The following is a 19,084-nucleotide window of genomic DNA, read 5'->3' as shown; positions in this document are numbered from 1 at the left end:
GCAAGCGGGCGCGACAATGGGGCGGTGAACAGCGATACGGGTGTGAACCTGCCGGCCCTCCGCAACCACAACGCGGCGCTCGTGCTCGAGCTGCTCCGTACGGCCGGCGAGGACGGGGCCAGCCGGCTGGAGCTGGCGGAGCGGACCGGCCTCACCCCGCAGGCGGTCAGCAAGATCACCGCCCGGCTCCGGGAGGAGGGGCTCGCGGCCGACGCGGGGCGCCGCGCGTCCACGGGCGGCAAGCCGCGCACCGTCCTGCGGCTCGTCCCCGGCGCCGCCCACGCCGTGGGCCTGTACCTGGACCGGGACGAGCTCACCGCGGTCCTGGTCGACCTGTCGGGCGTGGTCGTGGCGGCGAACGTCGTCCCGCTGGACCTGGGGGCCGGGACCGAGGTGGTCATGGAGGTGGCCGCCGGCGAGGTCGCCGCGCTCCCCTCGCGGCCGCTGCTCGGGGTCGGCGTCGCCATGCCGGGGCCGCTCGACCACGCGGCGGGCGTCCCGCACCGGGTGACCGGCTTCCCCGAGTGGGACGGCTTCCCGCTGCGCGACGCGCTCGCGCGGCGGCTCGGGCTGCCCGTGGTGCTCGACAAGGACACGAACGCGGCGGCGCTGAGCATCGCCCTGAGCGGGGCGGGCGGCGACTCGTTCGGGTACCTCCATCTCGGTACGGGGCTGGGCGCGGGGTTGGTCCTCGGCGGTGCCGTGTACCGGGGCGCGCGGACGGGGGCGGGGGAGTTCGGCCACCAGACCGTCCAGCTGGACGGCCCGGCCTGCGGGTGCGGCGGGCGCGGGTGCCTGGAGGCGCTGTGCCTGGCGGCCGTCGCGCGCGGCGACCTCGACGAAGCGGCCAGGGTGCTGGGCGCCGGGGCCGCGAACCTGGCCAAGCTGCTCGACATCGACCGCGTGCTGCTCGGCGGCCGGGTGGTGACCGGCACGGCGGAACCGTTCGTACGGGGCGTCCGCGCCGTACTGGAGGAGCGGGCCCGGCGCGCGGGCGAACCGCCCGTGCCGGTCACCCTCGCCGACGGCTCCGCCCACCCGGTGGCCGAAGGCGCGGCGCAGCTGGTGCTGGCCCCGGTGTTCGGCCGCTGACCGCCGCTGGTGGTGCTCGTGACGCTGGTGGTGCTCGTGGTGCCGGCGGGGCCGCCCGAGCGCCCACCGCGGAGGTGGCTCAGCGTGCCGGTCCCCTGGCCCCCGGACCCTCGGGGGCGGGGTTCCTGACCCACCCGGCCACCGCGACGGCCGGCGCCCGAGCGCGGTGCGGTGCCCGCCGACGGGTGGTGGGGCGCGCACATGGCCGGGCACCCGGAGCCACCCGCCCCCACCGGTCCGGCGGCCACCGCGCCCCACCGGTCCGGCGCCCGAACGCCTGCGCCCCGTACGGCCCGGCTGTCAGGAACCGTTCCGCGCACCGAAGCGGCCCGGCTCCGGGCGCCCGTCACCGTTGCGCCGAACGGGCGCTTGTGCGCCCCCGTACGGCGGGAGGTCACCGGCCCGCCGGTGCGTCGGCGTGCCCGCGTGGGAGCTTCTCGGGGCACGACTGTCCACCGGCCGCCGAAGGTTTCCCATGCGACTGCGCAACGTCACCGCCCTGGGCGCCACCGCCGCCGTCGCCGTGCTCACGCTCACCGCGGCGGCACCGGCGGCACCGGCGGCACCGGCGGCACCTGCGGACGGCACCGCGGCCTTCGAGGCCGCCGCTCCCGACCGGCAGCCCACCTGCGGCACCCCCTCGGCCGCCGACTTCCCCATCCGCACGCGCATCAGCGGCGGCCCCACCGCCTACCGGCCCGGCGGCGGCTTCCACACCTGGACCGTGGAGCTGACCAACACCACCGCCGAGCCCTGCGGCAACATCCACCCCGTCATCGTCTTCACCGACCGCACCCGCGCTCTGAAGCCCGGTCAGATCCAGCTGGAGTTCTACGAGGGCGACGGTGGCGGGGACGGCAGCGGCCGCCGCCAGCACCCCGTCACCATCGAGAAGACCGACGAGAGCGAACTCGTCGGCGTCCTCGACGACGGCGCGGGGGGCGACCCCGGAGGCGGTGACGGTGACGGCGACGGCGACCGTTTCCGCGGCTTCGTCGTCCCGCCCGGCCGGACCATCACGGTGCCCGTCCGTCTCGCCTTCACCTCGGACGCCCGGCCCGACACGATCACCGTGAACGCCGCGATCGTCCAGCGCAGGGGTGGTGACGGCGACTGGGTGGGCGAGTCCGCCGACTACCGGTTCGTCCTCGTGGACGAGGAACCGGCCAGCGAGTTCGCCGAGGAGCTGCCCCGGACCGGCCGGAACGTCCTGATCGTCGCCGGTGCCTCGGTCCTCGCCTTCCTCCTCGGCGCCGGGACGCTCACCCTGGCGGGCCGGCTGCGGGACCGCCGGGGCTGACGGGCCGCACGGCACGCCGCCCACCCGGCCACCGCCGCGAGCCGGCCGCCGCCGCGACGTCGGGAACCGAGAGGCCGGCGCCCGCGCCCAAGACGCACATCGCCGTCCCGGCGCACGCCGTCCCGGGCGTACACCGGCACCCCCGCGTACACCGGCACCCCCGCGTACAACACCCGCCGCGTACACCCCCACCGCGTACAACACTCGCGCCGTGTACGGCGGTCCGGCGGCGGGCGGTCTGGGCGAGGGGCTCTCCGGAGACGGCGTCGGCTTCCGCCGCACCGGGTCCGGCACCGGTACCGGACGATCGACCGGGTGAAGATCGCCGCCTCCTGATTAGGCTGGGGGCGTCGCCACAGCGCTGTCGCGGCGTCCCCAGCACGCATGCACGTATCTGTACGGCAGGAGTCCCGCCCCATGGCAGAGCGCAAGCCGATCGAATCCTGGCTGACCGACATGGACGGCGTCCTCATCCACGAGGGCGTTCCCATCCCCGGCGCCGACGCCTTCATCAAGAAGCTGCGGGATACGGAGAGGCCCTTCCTGGTCCTCACCAACAACTCCATCTACACCGCTCGCGACCTGCACGCCCGTCTCGCCCGCATGGGGCTGGACGTGCCCGTGGAGAACATCTGGACCTCCGCCCTGGCCACCGCCCGGTTCCTCGACGACCAGCGGCCCGGCGGCACGGCGTACGTCATCGGCGAGGCGGGGCTCACCACCGCGCTGCACGACATCGGCTACATCCTCACCGACCACGACCCCGACTACGTGGTCCTCGGCGAGACCCGCACGTACAGTTTCGAGTCCCTCACCAAGGCGATCCGGCTCATCAACGGTGGCGCCCGGTTCATCTGCACCAACCCCGACGAGACCGGCCCCTCCGCCGAGGGCCCACTGCCCGCCACCGGCTCGGTCGCCGCGTTGATCACCAAGGCCACCGGCAAGGACCCGTACTTCGCGGGCAAGCCGAACCCGCTGATGATGCGCACCGGCCTGAACGCCATCGGCGCCCACTCGGAGTCCAGCGCCATGATCGGTGACCGGATGGACACCGACGTGCTCGCCGGGCTGGAAGCGGGTATGGAGACGTTCCTGGTCCTGACCGGACTCACCACCCCGGCCGACGTGGACCGCTACCCCTTCCGGCCCTCGACCGTCGTCGACTCGATCGCCGATCTGGTGGAGCGCGTCTGACCTACTTGGGGGTGCCATCGGGCCAGGTCAGCGACGTCCGACCGGGTGAACGCCGTTTCCCTGCGGATGCGGAAGCCGCCGAACGGGGTGAATCTTCAGTGCAGGAGGTTCACGATGCGTTCAGCTCTGTTTGCTCTCCGTGCCGCGGGGACGGTCACCGTCCTGGCGCTGGCGGCGGGGCCCGCGTACGCCGGTGACGGCGAGGAGCACCGGGACGGCGAGAAGCCCCGGGAGAAGGTGACGGCCCTGGTCGTCCCGGCCACCACCAAGCCCGGCGAGGACGTGGACATCCAGGTCCACGGCTGCCGCGGCAAGCACGGCACGGTGAGGTCCAAGGCGTTCGTCGCGGACGCCGAGCTGTCCGGCCGCGAGGGCAAGGGCGGGCCGCTGTACGGCGACACCACCGTCAAGTCCCACCTGGACACCGGTACGTACCCGCTCACCGTCCACTGCGACGGGCGGGACCACCATGACGCCGGCACCCTCCACGTCACCCACCGCACCCCGCCCAGCCCCGTCGCGCCGGTCAGGGCCGGCGGCGGGGGAGCGGCGCTGCTGGCCGCCGACGCGCCCCGGGGCGGCGTCGAGGAGCAGGGGCCCGGTACCCCGCACACCGTGATCGGCCTGGTGCTGGCGGGCGTCGCGGCGGTGGCCGTCGCGCTGCGCAGCAGCACGCGCCGCCGTCGCCGTACCCGCGCGGACTGACCGTGTCCTCGGCACCGCACCCCGCCGGACACGGCCGGCTGCTCACCGGCGTGGCCTGGGCCCTGTTGCTGCTGGGCCTGTGGCTGTGGGGCAAGGACATCACGGCCGGCCCCGGCGGCCTGTCCGCCCCCACCACAGGTGACGTCGCCGCCGTCGGCCGCCCCCTGGGCGTCCCGCTGCCGCCGGCCCGCCCGCCGATGGAGCCCGCCGTGCCCGAGAGCCTGGCGGTCCCGTCGCTCGGGATCACCGCCCCGGTCGCCCCCCGGGGCCTGGACGGGGCCGGCGCGATAGATCCGCCCCCGTACCAGGAGGCCCACACCGTCGGCTGGTTCGGCGGCGGGGCGAAGCCGGGCACGGACGGGGCCGCGCTCTTCGTCGGCCACGTCGACACCGAGACGAAGCCGGCCGTCTTCTACGGTCTGAGCTCCGCCCGCCCCGGCGAGCGGGTCGAGGTGACCCGGACGGACGGCTCGGTCGCCGAGTTCACCATCGACGACGTGCGGGTCTTCGCCCGGCACGAGTTCGACCCCAAGAAGGCGTACGGGCAGCGGCAGCCGGGCCGCGCCGAACTGCGCCTGATCACCTGCGGTGGCACCTTCGACCGCGCGGCGGGTGTGTACACGGCGAACGTCGTCGTCTCCGCCTACCTGACGGGCGGCCGTGCCGCACCGGGCGCGTGACGGGCCGCCCGGACCGGCCGACGGGCCTTCCCCCCCGGCGCTACCGGGACTTCTCCCCCCACGGGCCGTCGACGGGACCGCTCCTCGCCCGCGAGTCACAGAGCCGCGAGTCACAGAGCCGCGCGTTTCAGGGCCGCGCGTTCCTGGCCTGTGCGTTTCTGGGCCGCGCGATCCCAGGCCGCGTTCCTGGCCCGTGTGTTCCTGGCCCCTGCGTTCCTCGTCCGCGCGAGGAGCCCGGCGTCGGGCGGGAGGCCGGGACCGGTCCGGCGGCTTCCCCTTCACGGTGGGACGCGGCCGGGGCCCGGTCCAGGTGCCGTCCGGCACGGCGTCGCGACCGGGGCGGGGTGGCTGGGGCCCGGGTGGCGGGGGCCCGGCGGGGCGGATGGCCGCCCTCGTGGCTGTCCGGGCCCGTGTGTCAGGATGGATTGGACCGGGTTGTCCGGGAGGGGCGCCTGGGGGGCGGCCCCGCGCAGAGTGCACCCGAGGGGGAGTGGATGTACGGCAGTTGCACCGGGCGGGCCCGCGTGAGGGCGACCGCGATGGGGGCGGTGGGCGCCGTGGCGGCATTGCTGCTGGCGGGCTGTAGCTCCCCCGACGCCGGCGCCGGCGGGGGCAAGGAGCCGGAGACCGCGCCGGTCGTGAGCCAGCAGCCGAAGGCGACCGATCCCTTCTGGGTCAATCCCGGCAGCAAGGCGGCCCAGCAGGTGGCCAGTTACCTGCGCGACGGCAAGAAGGAAGACGCCGAGCTCATCAAGAGGATCGCCTCCCAGCCGGTGGGCGAGTGGGTCGGCACGGAGCAGCCCGAGGAGGACGCCCGCAGCATCACCGAGGCCGCCGCGAAGGCGGACCGGGACGCCGTGCTGGTCCTCTACAACATCCCGCACCGCGATTGCGGCCAGCACTCCGCGGGCGGCGCCGCCGACGGTGACGCGTACCGCGCGTGGCTGGACAAGGTCGCCAAGGGCATCGGTGACCGGCGGGCCACGGTGATCGTGGAGCCCGACGCCGTGATGCACATGGTGGACGGCTGCACCGAGGAGCAGTACCACGAGGAGCGGTACGACCTGCTGAAGGGCGCGGTCAAGCGCCTGAAGCAGCTGCCGGGCACCAAGGTGTACCTGGACGCGGGCAACGCGGGCTGGGGCAAGCCGGACCAGATCTTCGAGCCGCTGAAGTGGGCGGGCGTCGCCGAGGCGGACGGCTTCGCGGTGAACGTGGCCAACTTCCAGACGACCGCCGCCAGCAAGGAGTACGGCAGGAAGGTCTCGAAGAAGGTCGGCGGCAAGCCGTTCGTCATCGACACCAGCCGCAACGGCAACGGTCCCTACACCGGGGGCGACCCCGCCGAGAACTGGTGCAACCCGCCGGGCCGCGCTCTCGGTGAGACGCCCACCACCGAGACGGGCGACCCGCTGGTCGACGCCTACCTGTGGATCAAGCGTCCGGGAGAGTCGGACGGCGACTGCAAGGGCGGCCCCAAGGCGGGCGACTGGTTCCCGGAGTACGCCCTCGACCTGGCCCGCAACACCGAGTAGGACCCCGCGACACGCGTGAGGGGCGCCCCCGCCGGGGGGCGCCCCTTCGTCGTCGTACCGCTTGGCCGTACCGCGTCGTGGCCGTACCGCCCCCGTCGCGCACCGTCCCCGTCGCGTACCGCGTCCTCGCCGTACCGCGGGACCTACGGGACCTCGACCCACACCGCTTCGGACGGTGTGCCCTTGTCGTCGGTGACGAAGAGCATGTACCAGCCGGAGGGGACCAGGGCGCGGTTCTTCGGGACGGTGACCTGGACGCCGTCGGCGGTCTTCTTCATCTCCAGGGCGATCGAGCGCTGGTCGACGTCGGTGACGTGGGTGACGGCACTGGGCCGCAGCAGCTTCGCCGTCTTGATCCTCGCGGCGTCCGGCGTCCTGAAGACACCGCTCCCGCCGCGCTCGATCTTCTCCGGGCCGCCGGTGACCTCGGGCCTGGAGTCCCGGAAGAGGTAGGGCGGGGTGTAGATCTCGATGCGCTGCTCGAAGACGCCAGGCTTGGTGTTGGCCTTGTCGGCGAAGAGCGAGTCCGATCCGAAGATCATGACGCGGCCGTCGGGCAGGAGCACCGAGCCGGAGTGGTAGTTGCGCCCCACCTTCGGGTCGGCGACGCGGGTGAACGTGCCGGTCTTCGGATCGTACGTCCGCGCCTCCAGCACGTTGGAGTCGCTGCGGCCCCGGTAGTCCTCGGAGCCTCCGGTGACCAGGACGGTGTCGTCCGGCATCAGTGAGGCGCTCGGGTAGCGGGTGCCCTTGTCGAGGGAGGCGCCGTCCTCGAAGCGGGGGCTGGGGTCCTTCAGGTCGACCAGCCGGGACTTCTCGCTGGACTCCTGGGACTCGCCGACCCCGCCGCCGCCGATGACCATGAACCTCTGGTCCTGGGCGGGCGGCAGCATGACGGTCGCGGACGTCTCCATCCGGTCCGCGTCGCTCAGGCCCGGTATCTTCTCGAACTTGTTGGTCTCCAGGTCCCAGACGCCCGGGTCGCGGCCGACGTCGGCGGGCCCGTACCCGGCGTTGGAGCCGGAGTAGAACAGCTTGCCGTTGTCCATCAGGAAGATGGCCGGGTACGTCGGGAAGCGCCGCTCGATCCCGGTGTACTTCCACGTCTTGGTCTTGGGATCGTAGATCTCGTCCTTGCCGGGGACGATCTGCCCGATCTCGTCGAGGCCGGACAGGGCGAGGACCTTGCCGTCCTTCAGCGTGGTCAGCGTGGGGTACCAGCGCGCCTCGTTCATCGGGTCGACCTTGATGTACTTCTCGGCGACCGGATCGAACTCGAAGGCGTCCTTGATGCCCTGGAAGTCCTTCTTGTCGAGGGCGAGCTTCTGCGCCATGCCGTAGATGTTGCGGGCGTCGGTGCCCTTGAGACCCTCGACCTCGTAGTTGTCCTCGGTGCCGGTCTCGAACTCCTTGCCCGACTCCTCGGCCTCGACGTAGATCCGGCCCAGCCCCGGCTGGGTGCGCAGGAAGCGGCCGGTGGTCTTGTCGAAGATCTTCTCGGCCTTCTCCACCAGGATGGGGTCCTTGGAGACGAACGTCTTCCCGTTGGCCCTGCCGGTGAACTTCGTCCCGGCGGGCAGGGTGATGGGCTTGTCCGGGTCCTCGTTGTGAACGATCATCAGGCCACCGGCCTTGGTGACGTCGCCCTTGAGCTTCTCGTACCGTTTCGTGCCGCCGGCGATCAGCAGTTTCCCGTCGGGCAGCTGCGTGTGCCCGGCGCAGAACATGTCCTTCGGCGTGGGGATCATCTTGAACTTGTTCGTCTTCGGGTCCCACAGGACCGACTCGAACTTGTTCGCGTCGAAGTTCTTCTGGTTGTTGCCGGAGCCCGCGACCAGCAGCACCTTTCCGGTGTGGAGCAGCGCCGCGTGGATGGTGTTGATCCGGAACTCGGACGGGACGTCGAGGAAGTCCCAGTGGCCGTTGGCGGCCTTGTACTCCGGCTTGTTGATCTCGTAGTCGTGGTACTTCTCCGAGCCGTACCGGTACAGGGCCGGCCCGTTGAACCCGGCGACCACAGCAACCACCGCCGTGCCTATCAGGATGCGACGGGCGCGGTTCCTCCGGTGGTTCGGCCGGACGGGCAGGCTGCTCATTTGTTACGTCCCCCAAGGGCGATCTGCATGGTGTCGTTCTGCTCGGCCCAGCTCGGCCCGGTCTGCGGCGCCCGCTCCACGGCCGGCGCGGGCGGCTGCGGCGACTGCGGCGGCTGTCCGTGCCTGCCGGGGCGTTTCTTCTTCTCCTGCCGCAGCATGTGCCGCCAGACGAGGATCGGCGTCGCGGTGATCAGCGTGGCGAACGACGCCCAGATGATCATCGCGGGGTGGGAGTTCCCCAGGACGAGACCGGCGACCATGGAACCGCCGAAGATCCCGATGAAATACCAGTGGTACCGGAAGGTGCCGAACCACCTGTCCGGGCTCGCCGAGTCGCCCTTGGGGGTGACCACGAACTTGCTCTTGCGGCGCAGGGCGGAGTCGATCAGCGCCTTGGCGTAGAGCGGCGCCGAGAGCGCGGACATGAGCATGCCGGCCACACCGCCGGAGCCCTCCGGCTCGTGCGGGGAGACGTTGTGGCGGCGGTTCCAGACGTAGAGGCCGATCTGCAGCGCGGAGGCGTTGCCGTAGAGCATCAGCCACACCGTCGGGTCGATGTTCACGCCCGAGGCACCCAGGCCCAGGAACAGCGCGCAACTCAGCGCCGCGAGGATCCAGTTCAGGGCGGACATCGGATAGAAGATGATCATCATCGTGTAGTTGAAGAGCTTGCTCGGCGGAAGCGAGTACCAGCCCTTCCAGTACTGCTTGAGGATCGTCTCGTAGGTGCCGCGCGACCAGCGCATCTGCTGGGTGAAGAAGTCCGTCCAGGCGCTGGGGCCCTCACCGACGGCGAGTACGTCCGGGGTGTAGACCGAGCGCCACTTGTTCCCCGTCACCGGGTTCTTGTGGCGGTGGATCTCGAAGCCGGTCGCCATGTCCTCGGTGATCGAGTCGTACAGGCCGCCGATCTGCTTGAGCGCCCTGATGCGCACGGCGTTCGAGGTGCCGACGAACATCGGCGCGCCGTAGCGGTTGCCGGCGCGCTGGATCAGCGCGTGGAAGAGGAACTGCTGCGATTCGGCGGCCTTGGTGACGAAGTTGTCGTAGTTGCCGTAGACCTGCGGACCGATGACGAAGCCGACGTCGGGGTCCCGGAAATAGCCGAGCATGCGCTCCAGGTAGTTCTGGAGCGGCACGTGGTCGGTGTCGACGGAGGCGAAGAAGTCGTAGTTGTCGCCGTGCGCGTCCAGCCAGGCGTTGTAGTTGCCGTGCTTGGTCTTGGCGCGGTGGGCACCGGTGGGCTGGTTCCACTTCGCGATGCCCTTGCGGGAGAAGTGGCGCACGCCCAGGCGCTCGCAGACGGCCTTGACCTCGGGGTCGTCGCCCTCGTCGAGCAGCCAGACGTGCATCAGGCCCCGGTGCCGGATCCTGACGGCCGCCTCCAGCGTCTTCGTCACCATCTCCAGGGGCTCCTTGCCCGGGACGAAGGAGGTGAGGAAGGCGACGCGGGTGCCGGACTCCGGCACGACCGGGACCGGGTCGCGGGCGACCAGGGTCGCGTGGGCGTTCGACAGCACGTTCATGCAGCGGAAGAGCTCGATCAGACCGATCGAGACGAGCATCACGATGTCGAGGGCCGGCAGCCAGCCGAACGCGGGGTAGTCACGCTCGGTCCAGTGCGACGGCTGCAGCAGCCACACCAGCAGCACCAGCGACAGCACCGGGGCGGCGGCGAGCATCAGCGCGACCCGGATGCGGTGCGGCTCCTGCGAGAGCAGGGAGCGGTACTGAACCCGGTACGGCTTGTCGGCGGAAGGCTGGGTGAGGGGGCCGGCGAGCCTGCTGTAGTGCTCGTAGTCGTAGCGCGGCAGCGGCTTGGCGGCGCCACGCTGCCGGGGCCCGCCGGTCCGCAGCTGCGGGGGTATCCGCAGCTGGGTGGTCCGGGATGGGTCGTTGTCCTGCCCGCCGCCGGTCGGCGTCGACGTCATGAGTCATCCCCCCGCACGCATGCTGGCTGCGTGATTGGTCGTGTTCGTATCCGTCCGGAGCGCGCGGTCTCCCCCAAGACCGGCGTGCCCCGGCACATCAGTGGCCGGCCACCATCCCCGAAGACAGGGAAATCGACCTTCCGGTTGCATGATGCCTGTCACCGCGTTCCCGCCCGCACGGGGCCCCCACCCCGTGGTTCCAGGAACCGGGGCACCCCCCGAAACTGCCGCCCATCGCACGAACCCGTGTCCCGTGAGGGACACCGGCACCAGGATAGGGTCTTCGGCCGTCTCATTTGATCGCAAGGGCGAAACGGATCGTTTATCGGGCATACGCGTGCTTTGGGGGTGACTCGGGAGCGGTGCCATGACTGAGGCCCCCTCACCGGTGGTGAGAGGGCCTCGGCCTCGCGTGCGCCGCCAGGGACTCGAACCCCGGACCCGCTGATTAAGAGTCAGCTGCTCTAACCAACTGAGCTAGCGGCGCCTGCTGACCTGCACAACTCTACCCGATGCGCGGTGGTGGTCCGGACCGGCGGGGGTGCCGCGTGCCGATGAATGGGGCGGCCCCGGCCTGTCGGCTGGCCGATTTTTCCCTTTCAACCGTCAAAATGCGATATGTCGGGTCAGTTGAGACACTGACGCCCGTACCGCAGCACCGGAAGAACGTGGAGGGGAAGCGTATGGCCGCCGTACCGGTCTTCGAGGAGTACGAGCCCGCCCCCGACTGCCCCTGCGCCGGCTGCCGCCGGCACCGGCGCGAGACTGCCCTCCGTCCGGCCGTACGGGCCGGCGGCCACCCCGCCGCCCACGGCGCGCGGCGCGCCCTGGTCCTGTTCACCGCCGCCGGGGTCGCCCTCGGCGGCGGGGCCGGGGCGGGCGGCGCGGCCACCCCCGCCCACCCGGCGGGCCCCGCGGGCCCGGGCCGCGCGAAGGACGACCCGGACGTCTCCACCCCGCAGGGCGGCGCCGGCCCACTGCACGGGCGGCCGCACGCGGGGCCGACCGGCGGGCACGTCTCCGTGTCCTCGCTGCGCCGGTCCACCCGCGCCGAGATCATCAACCGGGCCAAGCGGTGGGTCGCCGCGAAGGTGCCGTACTCCATGGAGAAGTACTGGACGGACGGCTACCGCCAGGACTGCTCGGGTTTCGTCTCGATGGCCTGGAACCTCGCCGGCAACGAATGGACCGGCTCCCTCGACCGGTTCGGCACCCGGCTCGACCGCTCCGAGCTCCAGCCCGGCGACATCCTGCTCTTCCACAACCCCACCGACCCGAACCGGGGCTCGCACGTCACCATCTTCGGTGGCTGGACCGACTACACGCACACCTCCTACACGGCCTACGAGCAGACCAGGCCGCACGCCCGCAGGCAGGCCACCCCGATGGCGTACTGGGACAACTCCAGCCGCTACGTCGCCTACCGCTACAAGGGGCTGAGCGGTGGGACCCCCGGCAACCCCGGCGGCCCGGGCACCTCCGCCGCCTACCCGGGCCCGTCGTCCTTCGGGCCGGGCGCGAACAACCGCCACGTCACCCGGCTCGGGCGGATGCTCGTGGAGCGGGGCGGCAAGCGGTTCTACCGCTCCGGGCCCGGGCCGCGCTGGGGCGAGGCGGACCGGCGGGCGACGCAGGCGTTCCAGCGGGCGCAGGGCTGGAGCGGGCGGGAGGCGGACGGGCTGCCGGGGCCGGACACCTGGCGGCTGCTCGTCAACGGCCAGGGCCGCGACATCCGCTCCGGCTCCGGTACGGCCACCTCGACGCCCCCGTTCCCCGGCCGCGCGTACTTCCGGCCCGGCCAGTCCAACAAGCACGTCGAGCAGCTCGGGCACCGGCTGGTCCGGCGCGGCTTCGGCGACCACTACCGCTCCGGGCCGGGGCCGCGCTGGGGCGAGGCGGACCGGCGCAACGTCGAGGCGTTCCAGCGCGCGCAGGGATGGCGGGGCGCCGCCGCCAACGGCTACCCGGGTCCCGAGACCTGGCGGCGGCTGTTCCGATGACCGACCACGAGGAGGCAGGGTTGAGCACGGCGATGCCGGAGGGCGGCGGGACGGCGAGTGGCCGGCGGGTCCCCGTCATCGGGAACGAGACCACCGGGTCGATCCCGGTGCACCTGCTGTTCCGGGACGACGAGAAGACCGGTCCGGGGTCGGTGGCCACCGGACCGGTCACGGTCGTCCCGGAGCGGGCGGCCGGCGGTGCGCGTCCCACCGGACCGGCCGCACCGCCACCGGCCGCGACGGGCGTCGGCGTGCCCGCCCCGGCGCGGCGGACCGTGCCGGCCGGCCTCGAACCGGCGGAGCGGCCCGGCCCGGTGCTGCCCGGCTGGGCCGGTGCGGTGGCCGGGGTGGCCGCGCTGGCCGGGTGCGCCGCGCCGCTGTGGTGGACCGGGGCGGTGCCGCCGTCGGTCACCGGCATGCTCGGGCTGCCGTCCCGCCCGTACCACGGCATCGGGATCGGCGTCTGGGCGGTGCTGACGCTGGGTGTGCTGATGGTGCTCTTCAGCTTCGGCGGGCTGTGCCGGGGGAGGGTCGGATACGCGTGGGTCCTCACTCTCTTCGGTGACTACCGGGGCAGCGTGCGGCGCACGGGGCTGATGTGGGTGAGCCCGCTGCTGCTGCGGCGCCGTGTCGACGTACGGCTGCGGCACTGGCGCAGCGAGCCGCTCCCGGCCGTCGACGCGAACGGCACCGCGCTGCGGGTGGTGGTGCTGGTGGTGTGGCGGATGCGGGACACGGCGCGGGCCGTCCTGGGGGTGGCGGACCACGAGCAGTACCTGCGGGAGCAGGTGGAGTCGGCGATGGCCCGGGTGCTGTCGCGGCTGCCCGCCGACGCTCCTTCTGCCTTCGGCCGGGCGACGCCCCTCCATGAGGACGCCCTGACCCTGCGGGACGCGGAGGTGGTGGGGGAGTCGCTGACGCGGCTGCTGTCGGCGGAGTGCGCCCCGGTCGGCATCGACGTCTTCTCGGCGCAGCCGACCCGGATCGAGTACGCGCCGGAGATCGCGGCCGCCATGCAGCGGCGCCGGGTCGCGGCGATCGACGCCAGGCACCGGGACGCGGTGCTCACGTCCGTGGTGGACGCGGTCGACGACATGGTCCACCGGCTGACCACGCGTGGTCTGGTCGAGCTGGACGACTACGACCGCAAGGCGCTGGTCAAGGACCTGACGGTGGCCTTCTACACGGGCCGGAGTGGTCCGGTCGAAGGCCCGTGATTGGTATGGACATGTTCAACTAACGTCCATACATTGGAACTTGGTCTAGACCGGATCGCCAGCACTGGCACCACCCGTACCACCCCCGCACGCGTGCAGCACGGCTCATCGAACTCCCCCACGTTCTGTCAGGAGCGACAGCATGCGACACAAGATAGGCGCGGCCGTGGTGGCCCTCGGCGTCGCCGGGGTCTCCCTCGTGGCCACCGGCAGCGCCAGCAGCCACGGCTACACCGACTCACCCATCAGCCGCCAGAAGCTCTGCGCCAACGGCACCGTGACGAACTGCGGCAACATCCAGTGGGAGCCGCAGTCGGTCGAGGGGCCCAAGGGCTTCCCGGCCGGTGGCCCCGCCGACGGCCTGATCTGCGCCGGTGGCAACGGGCAGTTCGCCCAGCTCGACGACCCCCGGGGGGGAAACTGGCCCGCGACCAGGGTGACCGGCGGTCAGAGCTTCAGCTTCCGCTGGCAGTTCACCGCCCGGCACCGCACCACCGACTTCAAGTACTACATCACCAAGAACGGCTGGAACCGGAGCGCGCCGCTCACCCGTGCGGCCCTGGACCCCCAGCCGTTCCTGACCGTCCCCTACAACGCGCAGCAGCCGCCGTCCACGCTCAGCCACCAGGGCACCATTCCGAGCGGGAAGACCGGAAAGCACCTGATCCTGGCCGTCTGGACGGTCGCGGACACGACGAACGCCTTCTACGCCTGTTCCGACGTGCAGTTCTGACGGCCGCCGGCGGACCGTCGCCGCGCGGGTGGCAGGGCCTGCCGCACCCCGCGTACACCCGCGGGGGCCATGACGGCGCCGTGAGCCCGGCGCCCACCGTGGTCCCATGGATCCCCGTACGCCCCGGCACGCCCTGACCAGCGGTGACCGCCCGCGCGGCGGCGGCTCCGGCGGTCCGTCGTGTCCGTCGTGTCCGCCGTGTCCGTCGAGCGGCGTGCTCGTCGGACGGCCCCCGGTCGGCCGTCGCGCTGACGGCCGCCTTCCCGCCGGGGGCCCGTCGGCGTACCGCCGCTGCTCGTCGGCTCGCCGGCTCGCCGTCGACGGCGTCGAGCGGCGGCGGCTCGTCGGCGCCGGGCCGGCCACGGGTCGCACCGGGTACCGGCCGGGCCAAGGAGTTCCCGGACGGTCCGACCGGGGTCTGCGCGGGCGGCGTGGCCGTCATCCCCGCATGAGCGCGGGGACGGGCCGCGGGCACGAAAAAGCCCCTCGCTTCCGCGAGGGGCTTTTTCCGTCTGTGCGCCGCCAGGGACTCGAACCCCGGACCCGCTGATTAAGAGTCAGCTGCTCTAACCAACTGAGCTAGCGGCGCCTGCTGACAGCGTTAATACTACCTGGTCCGAGGGGTGCCCCTGACCAATTGGCTGTGAGCTGGATCACAATCGGACGCCGGAAGGTTTAGAGCGCCAGCGAGAGCACCACCGGTGCGGCCTTGCGGTTCAGTGCGTCCGCCGCCGAGCGGAGCCGGTGCGCGTGCTCGATGGGGAGCGAGAGGGCGAGGCAGCCGACCGCCGATCCGGCCGTCAGCGGCACCGCAGCGCAGACCGTGCCCACGGCGTACTCCTGGAGGTCCAGGACCGGGACGGTCGGCGGCTGGCTGTCCAGCTTGGAGAAGAGGACCTTCTCGCTGGTGATCGTCCGCGAGGTGAGCCGCGCGATCTTGTGGCGGGAGAGGTGGTCCCGGCGGCCGTTCTGGTCGAGCTGGGTGAGCAGGCACTTGCCGACCGCGCTGGCGTGGGCCGCCGAGCGGAAGTCGACCCATTCGTTGACCTTGGGTGTGTGCGGCCCGTCCGCCATCTGCGTGATCTTGACCTCGCCGTCGATGTACCGGCTGATGTAGACGGCGGCGCCGACCGAGTCGCGCAGCTCGGTGAGGGTCTCCTGAAGCTTGCTCTCCAGGGCCTCGCGCCGGGTGGCGCCGGAGCCCAGCAGGACCAGGGAGTCGCCCACCACATAGGCACCGTCGCTGACCTGCTCGACGTATCCCTCACGGCGCAGCATGAGCAGCAGCGGGGTCAGGTGGCCGGCCGGGAGCCCCGTCTCGCGTGCGATCTGGACGTCGGTCACCCCGCCGCCGTGCCTGGAGATCGTTTCGAGCACACGCAGGGCGTACTGCACCGAGTGGAACGGCGCGGTCGGCTCGGGCTTCAGCGCCACGGTTTCCCCCTACCAGGTTGTGACCGCAAGCTTCCGTACCACGATAGCGGCCAAGAGCCGTTTCGTGGGCTCCTGTTGACAAGAATCTGTCCCGCCCCACGCGCATACGCTGGGGCGGGACATGCTGGCATATGACGGCAGCACGCGTACGGCCGGTAAGGGAAGGTCAGAGCACCGCGCCGAGGAAGTCGCGGGTCCGCTCGTGCTCCGGCGCGGAGAAGATTTTCTCCGGTGAGCCGGACTCGATCACCTTCCCGGCGTCGAACATGAGCACCTCGTCGGAGATGTCTCGGGCGAAGTTCATCTCGTGGGTGACGCAGAGCATGGTGACGTCCGTGCTCCCGGCGATGTCCCGCAGCAGGTCCAGCACCCCGGCGACCAGCTCCGGATCGAGCGCGGAGGTCACCTCGTCCAGCAGCAGCACCCGCGGCCGCATCGCCAGCGCACGGGCGATCGCCACCCGCTGCTGCTGCCCGCCCGACAGCTGGGCCGGTCTGGCGTCGCGCTTCTCGGTCAGCCCCACCAGTTCCAGCAGGTCGCGGGCGCGCTGTTCGGCCTCGTCCTTGTCCAGGCCCAGGACGCGCACCGGGGCCTCCGTGAGGTTGCGCAGCACGGACATGTTCGGGAACAGGTTGAACTGCTGGAAGACCATCCCGATCTGCTTGCGCACCTCGCGCCGCTGCTTCTCGTCGGCCGGGAAGAGCCGGCCGCCGCCGACCTGGATGGTTCCCGAGTCGGGGCGTTCCAGGGTCATCAGCATGCGCAGGATCGTGGTCTTGCCCGACCCGGACGGCCCGATGAGCGTGACGTGCTTGCCCTCCTCGACCGAGAAGCACAGGTCGTCCAGGACGGTGTTCTCGCCGTAGCGCTTGCTGACGTTCTCGAAACGGATCAGTTCACTTGACAAGGCGGCGCTCCAGGGACCGTACGAACAGGGAAGCCGGGTAGGCGATGAGGATGAAGGCGACACCGACGACCGTGAGCGGCTCGGTGTACTGGAAGGTCGACGCGCTCTCCAGCCGGGACTGCTGGAGCAGCTCCAGCACGCTGATTCCGGCCAGCAGCGGCGTGTCCTTCAGCATCGCGATGACGTAGTTGCCGAGCGCGGGCGCGATCCGGCGCAGCGCCTGCGGCAGGATCACCGCGAACCAGGTCCGGTGGGCGGGCAGGCTCAGCGCGGTGGCCGCCTCCCACTGCCCGACGGGTACGGCGTCGATGCCGGCCCGGTAGACCTGCGCGGTGTACGTCGAGTAGTGCAGCCCGATCGCGACCGTGCCGGTGGTGAGGGCCGAGAACTGCACCCCCCACTCCGGCAGGACGAAGAAGAGGAAGAACAACTGCACCAGCAGCGGCGTGTTGCGGATGAACTCGGTCACCACGTTGACCGGCCACCGCACGAAGCGGCTCGGCGCCCGGAAACCGGCCGCCCACACGAGCCCCAGGGTGAAGGAGATCAGCGAGCCGAGCACCAGCACCTGGAGGGTGACGAGCAGCCCGTCCCAGAAGCGCGGCATGAAGTCCACGACCGCGGACCAGTCCCAGTTCACTTGACCATCACCCCCAGGTTCGCCTTGGTCCTGCGCTCGAGGGCCTTCATGGAGCGGGTGATGACGAATGCGATCACGAAGTAGATCACCAGGATGAGGGAGTAGATCTGCGCGCTCTCCTGGGTGGCCAGGCGCACCAGATACGCGGCGAAGGACACGTCGCCGACACCCAGCAGGGACACCAGCGCCGTGCCCTTGAGCAGTTCGACGAGCAGGTTGCAGAAGCTCGGGATCATCTCGGGCACCGCCTGCGGCAGTACCACCAGCCGCATCCGCTGCCAGGGCGTGAAGCTGAGCGCGATGCCCGCCTCCCGCTGTGCCTTCGGTACGGAGTTGAGGGCGCCGCGCACGATCTCGGCGCCGTACGCCCCGTACGACAGGCCCAGCGCGAGTACCGCCGCCCACATCGGTACCAGCTGCCAGCCCAGCAGCGGCGGCAGCACGAAGAACAGCCAGAACATCAGGATCAGCGCCGACGTGCCGCGGAAGATCTCCGTGTACGCGCCCGCGACGAAGCGGACGAACAGGGAGCGGTGGGTGCGGGCCATGCCCACGGTGAAGGCGACCAGCGCACCGAGCGCGGCGCTGTAGACGAGGAGCTGGATGGTGATCCAGATGCCGGGGAGCACCCAGTTCTGCCAGAGTCCGGCGGTCATCGGCACAGCTCCTCGGCGGTGAGGGTGGTCATCTCGGCCTTCGTGAAGCCGAAGGGCCGCAGGATGCGGAAGAGCTCACCGCTCTTCTTCATCTTGTGGATCTCGGCGTTGAAGGCGTCGCGGAGGTCGGTGTCGGTGGGGCGGAAGGCGAAGCCACCACCGTCGATCTTCCTCTCACCGTCGACGATCGCGGCGAAGGGCGGGGTCGCCTCGGCCTTGCCGCTCTTCTTCACGACCTCACGGACCGTCAGGGCCGTGCCGGCGAAGACGTCGACACGCCCCGACTCGACGGCGTTCAGCCCGGCCACCTGATCCTGGAGAATGACGATGTCCTTCTCGGGGTACCCGGCGGCTATGGCGTAGTCGATCTCCGCGTACCCGGTGCCGGTGGCGAACCTGGCCTTGGTGCGCACCACGTCCTCGTACGACCGGAGGTTCTTGGGGTTGCCCTTGCGGACGATGAAGGAGTCGAGCATCTGGTACTCGGGGTCGGAGAAGATGACCTGCTCGCAGCGCTCCTTGTTGATGTACATCCCGGCCGAGACGACGTCGAACTGCTGGGAGTTCAGGCCCGGGATCAGGGAGGCGAAGTCGGTGGCGACCGGCTGGACGCTTCCGACGCCGAGCCGCTGGAAGACCACTTTGGCCAGTTCGGGCGCCTCGCCGGTGAATTCGCCCTGGGCGTCGACGTACCCGTAGGGCACTTCCCCGGCGATGCCGAGGCGGACGGTGCCCTGGGATCTGAGTCGGTCGAGCGCGTTGCCGGAGGCGACCCGGCTGCATCCGGTGGCCGCGGTGGCGCCCAGGGCGGCCGCGGCCGAGCCGAGCAGCAGGGCACGCCGCCGTAGGGGGCCTGTTCTGTATCGATGAGCTGTTCGAGCCATGGGCGCGCCGCTACCCGAGTCCCGGCCGGGTATGCCTGGGGGGTGGCCGACCGATACCTGACCGTGTCCCTGGAGGG

At 71.5% G+C, this 19,084-nt stretch carries 16 protein-coding genes and 2 tRNA genes; 9 read left to right on the top strand and 9 right to left on the bottom strand.

The features are described from left to right. Positions 1-24: 24 nt before the first annotated feature. From ABD347_RS03445 to ABD347_RS03420, 6 genes are all read left to right on the top strand, one after another. Positions 25-1,092: an ROK family transcriptional regulator gene (locus ABD347_RS03445; protein WP_344356123.1), complete on the top strand. Its 1,068-nt coding sequence runs from the start codon at positions 25-27 to the stop codon at positions 1,090-1,092. A 475-nt stretch (positions 1,093-1,567) separates the two neighbouring features. After that, positions 1,568-2,392 carry a hypothetical protein gene (locus ABD347_RS03440; protein ID WP_344356120.1) on the top strand — a complete coding sequence of 275 codons (825 nt, stop codon included), beginning with the start codon at positions 1,568-1,570 and terminating at the stop codon, positions 2,390-2,392. 417 nt (positions 2,393-2,809) lie between these two features. Further along, complete coding sequence (locus tag ABD347_RS03435; RefSeq protein WP_344356118.1) at positions 2,810-3,589, top strand: HAD-IIA family hydrolase; 780 nt, start codon at positions 2,810-2,812, stop codon at positions 3,587-3,589. A gap of 114 nt (positions 3,590-3,703) precedes the next feature. Next, complete coding sequence (locus ABD347_RS03430; RefSeq protein ID WP_344356116.1) at positions 3,704-4,294, top strand: hypothetical protein; 591 nt, start codon at positions 3,704-3,706, stop codon at positions 4,292-4,294. Further along, positions 4,291-4,974 carry a class F sortase gene (locus tag ABD347_RS03425; RefSeq protein WP_425575572.1) on the top strand — a complete coding sequence of 228 codons (684 nt, stop codon included), beginning with the start codon at positions 4,291-4,293 and terminating at the stop codon, positions 4,972-4,974. Before ABD347_RS03430 ends, ABD347_RS03425 begins: the two co-directional genes overlap by 4 nt. A 494-nt stretch (positions 4,975-5,468) precedes the next feature. Continuing rightward, positions 5,469-6,509: a glycoside hydrolase family 6 protein gene (locus ABD347_RS03420; RefSeq protein WP_344356111.1), complete on the top strand. Its 1,041-nt coding sequence runs from the start codon at positions 5,469-5,471 to the stop codon at positions 6,507-6,509. Between the two features lie 143 nt (positions 6,510-6,652). Here ABD347_RS03420 and glxA read toward each other — a convergent pair whose 3' ends face one another. From glxA to ABD347_RS03405, 3 genes are all read right to left on the bottom strand, one after another. Further along, on the bottom strand, positions 6,653-8,605 hold the full coding sequence (gene glxA, locus ABD347_RS03415; RefSeq protein WP_344356109.1) for a radical copper oxidase GlxA: 1,953 nt from the start codon (positions 8,603-8,605) through the stop codon (positions 6,653-6,655). Next, positions 8,602-10,536 carry a glycosyltransferase family 2 protein gene (locus ABD347_RS03410; protein WP_344356106.1) on the bottom strand — a complete coding sequence of 645 codons (1,935 nt, stop codon included), beginning with the start codon at positions 10,534-10,536 and terminating at the stop codon, positions 8,602-8,604. The genes glxA and ABD347_RS03410 overlap by 4 nt, the downstream gene beginning before the upstream one ends. Before the next feature lie 413 nt (positions 10,537-10,949). Continuing rightward, positions 10,950-11,023: transfer RNA gene (locus ABD347_RS03405), tRNA-Lys, on the bottom strand. A gap of 196 nt (positions 11,024-11,219) precedes the next feature. On the opposite strand from ABD347_RS03405, the gene ABD347_RS03400 reads away from it, so the two are divergent. From ABD347_RS03400 to ABD347_RS03390, 3 genes are all read left to right on the top strand, one after another. Further along, positions 11,220-12,536, top strand: coding sequence for a peptidoglycan-binding protein (locus ABD347_RS03400; RefSeq protein WP_344356104.1), 1,317 nt, complete (start codon positions 11,220-11,222; stop codon positions 12,534-12,536). Between the two features lie 20 nt (positions 12,537-12,556). Next, complete coding sequence (locus tag ABD347_RS03395; protein WP_425575561.1) at positions 12,557-13,753, top strand: SPFH domain-containing protein; 1,197 nt, start codon at positions 12,557-12,559, stop codon at positions 13,751-13,753. A gap of 142 nt (positions 13,754-13,895) precedes the next feature. Next, positions 13,896-14,486 carry a lytic polysaccharide monooxygenase auxiliary activity family 9 protein gene (locus ABD347_RS03390; RefSeq protein ID WP_344356101.1) on the top strand — a complete coding sequence of 197 codons (591 nt, stop codon included), beginning with the start codon at positions 13,896-13,898 and terminating at the stop codon, positions 14,484-14,486. Between the two features lie 515 nt (positions 14,487-15,001). On the opposite strand, the gene ABD347_RS03385 is transcribed toward ABD347_RS03390, so the two are convergent. The 6 genes from ABD347_RS03385 to ehuB all read right to left on the bottom strand — a co-directional run bounded on the left by ABD347_RS03385 (position 15,002) and on the right by ehuB (position 19,007). Continuing rightward, positions 15,002-15,075, bottom strand: a tRNA-Lys gene (locus tag ABD347_RS03385). Between the two features lie 86 nt (positions 15,076-15,161). Beyond that, entirely contained in the window at positions 15,162-15,920 is a 759-nt protein-coding gene (locus ABD347_RS03380; RefSeq protein WP_344356100.1) for an IclR family transcriptional regulator, read from the bottom strand. Positions 15,921-16,086: 166 nt separating this feature from the next. Continuing rightward, positions 16,087-16,827, bottom strand: a complete 741-nt coding sequence (gene ehuA / locus ABD347_RS03375; protein WP_344356097.1) for an ectoine/hydroxyectoine ABC transporter ATP-binding protein EhuA — start codon at positions 16,825-16,827, stop codon at positions 16,087-16,089. Then, positions 16,817-17,467 (bottom strand): ectoine/hydroxyectoine ABC transporter permease subunit EhuD, encoded by a 651-nt coding sequence (gene ehuD / locus ABD347_RS03370; RefSeq protein WP_344356095.1) that lies wholly within the window; start codon positions 17,465-17,467, stop codon positions 16,817-16,819. The genes ehuA and ehuD overlap by 11 nt, the downstream gene beginning before the upstream one ends. Next, the gene (gene ehuC, locus ABD347_RS03365; protein ID WP_344356093.1) at positions 17,464-18,123 is read right to left on the bottom strand and encodes an ectoine/hydroxyectoine ABC transporter permease subunit EhuC; all 660 of its coding nucleotides are present in this window, start codon (positions 18,121-18,123) and stop codon (positions 17,464-17,466) included. The genes ehuD and ehuC overlap by 4 nt, the downstream gene beginning before the upstream one ends. Beyond that, positions 18,120-19,007, bottom strand: a complete 888-nt coding sequence (gene ehuB, locus ABD347_RS03360) for an ectoine/hydroxyectoine ABC transporter substrate-binding protein EhuB (RefSeq protein WP_344356092.1) — start codon at positions 19,005-19,007, stop codon at positions 18,120-18,122. Before ehuB ends, ehuC begins: the two co-directional genes overlap by 4 nt. Positions 19,008-19,084: the final 77 nt, after the last annotated feature.

The organism is Streptomyces gobitricini (assembly GCF_039532985.1).
In the GTDB taxonomy this organism is placed as follows: Bacteria; Actinomycetota; Actinomycetes; order Streptomycetales; family Streptomycetaceae; genus Streptomyces; species Streptomyces gobitricini.
Note: the sequence above shows the minus strand (reverse complement) of the source record. Positions and strands in the feature narration are given on the sequence as shown.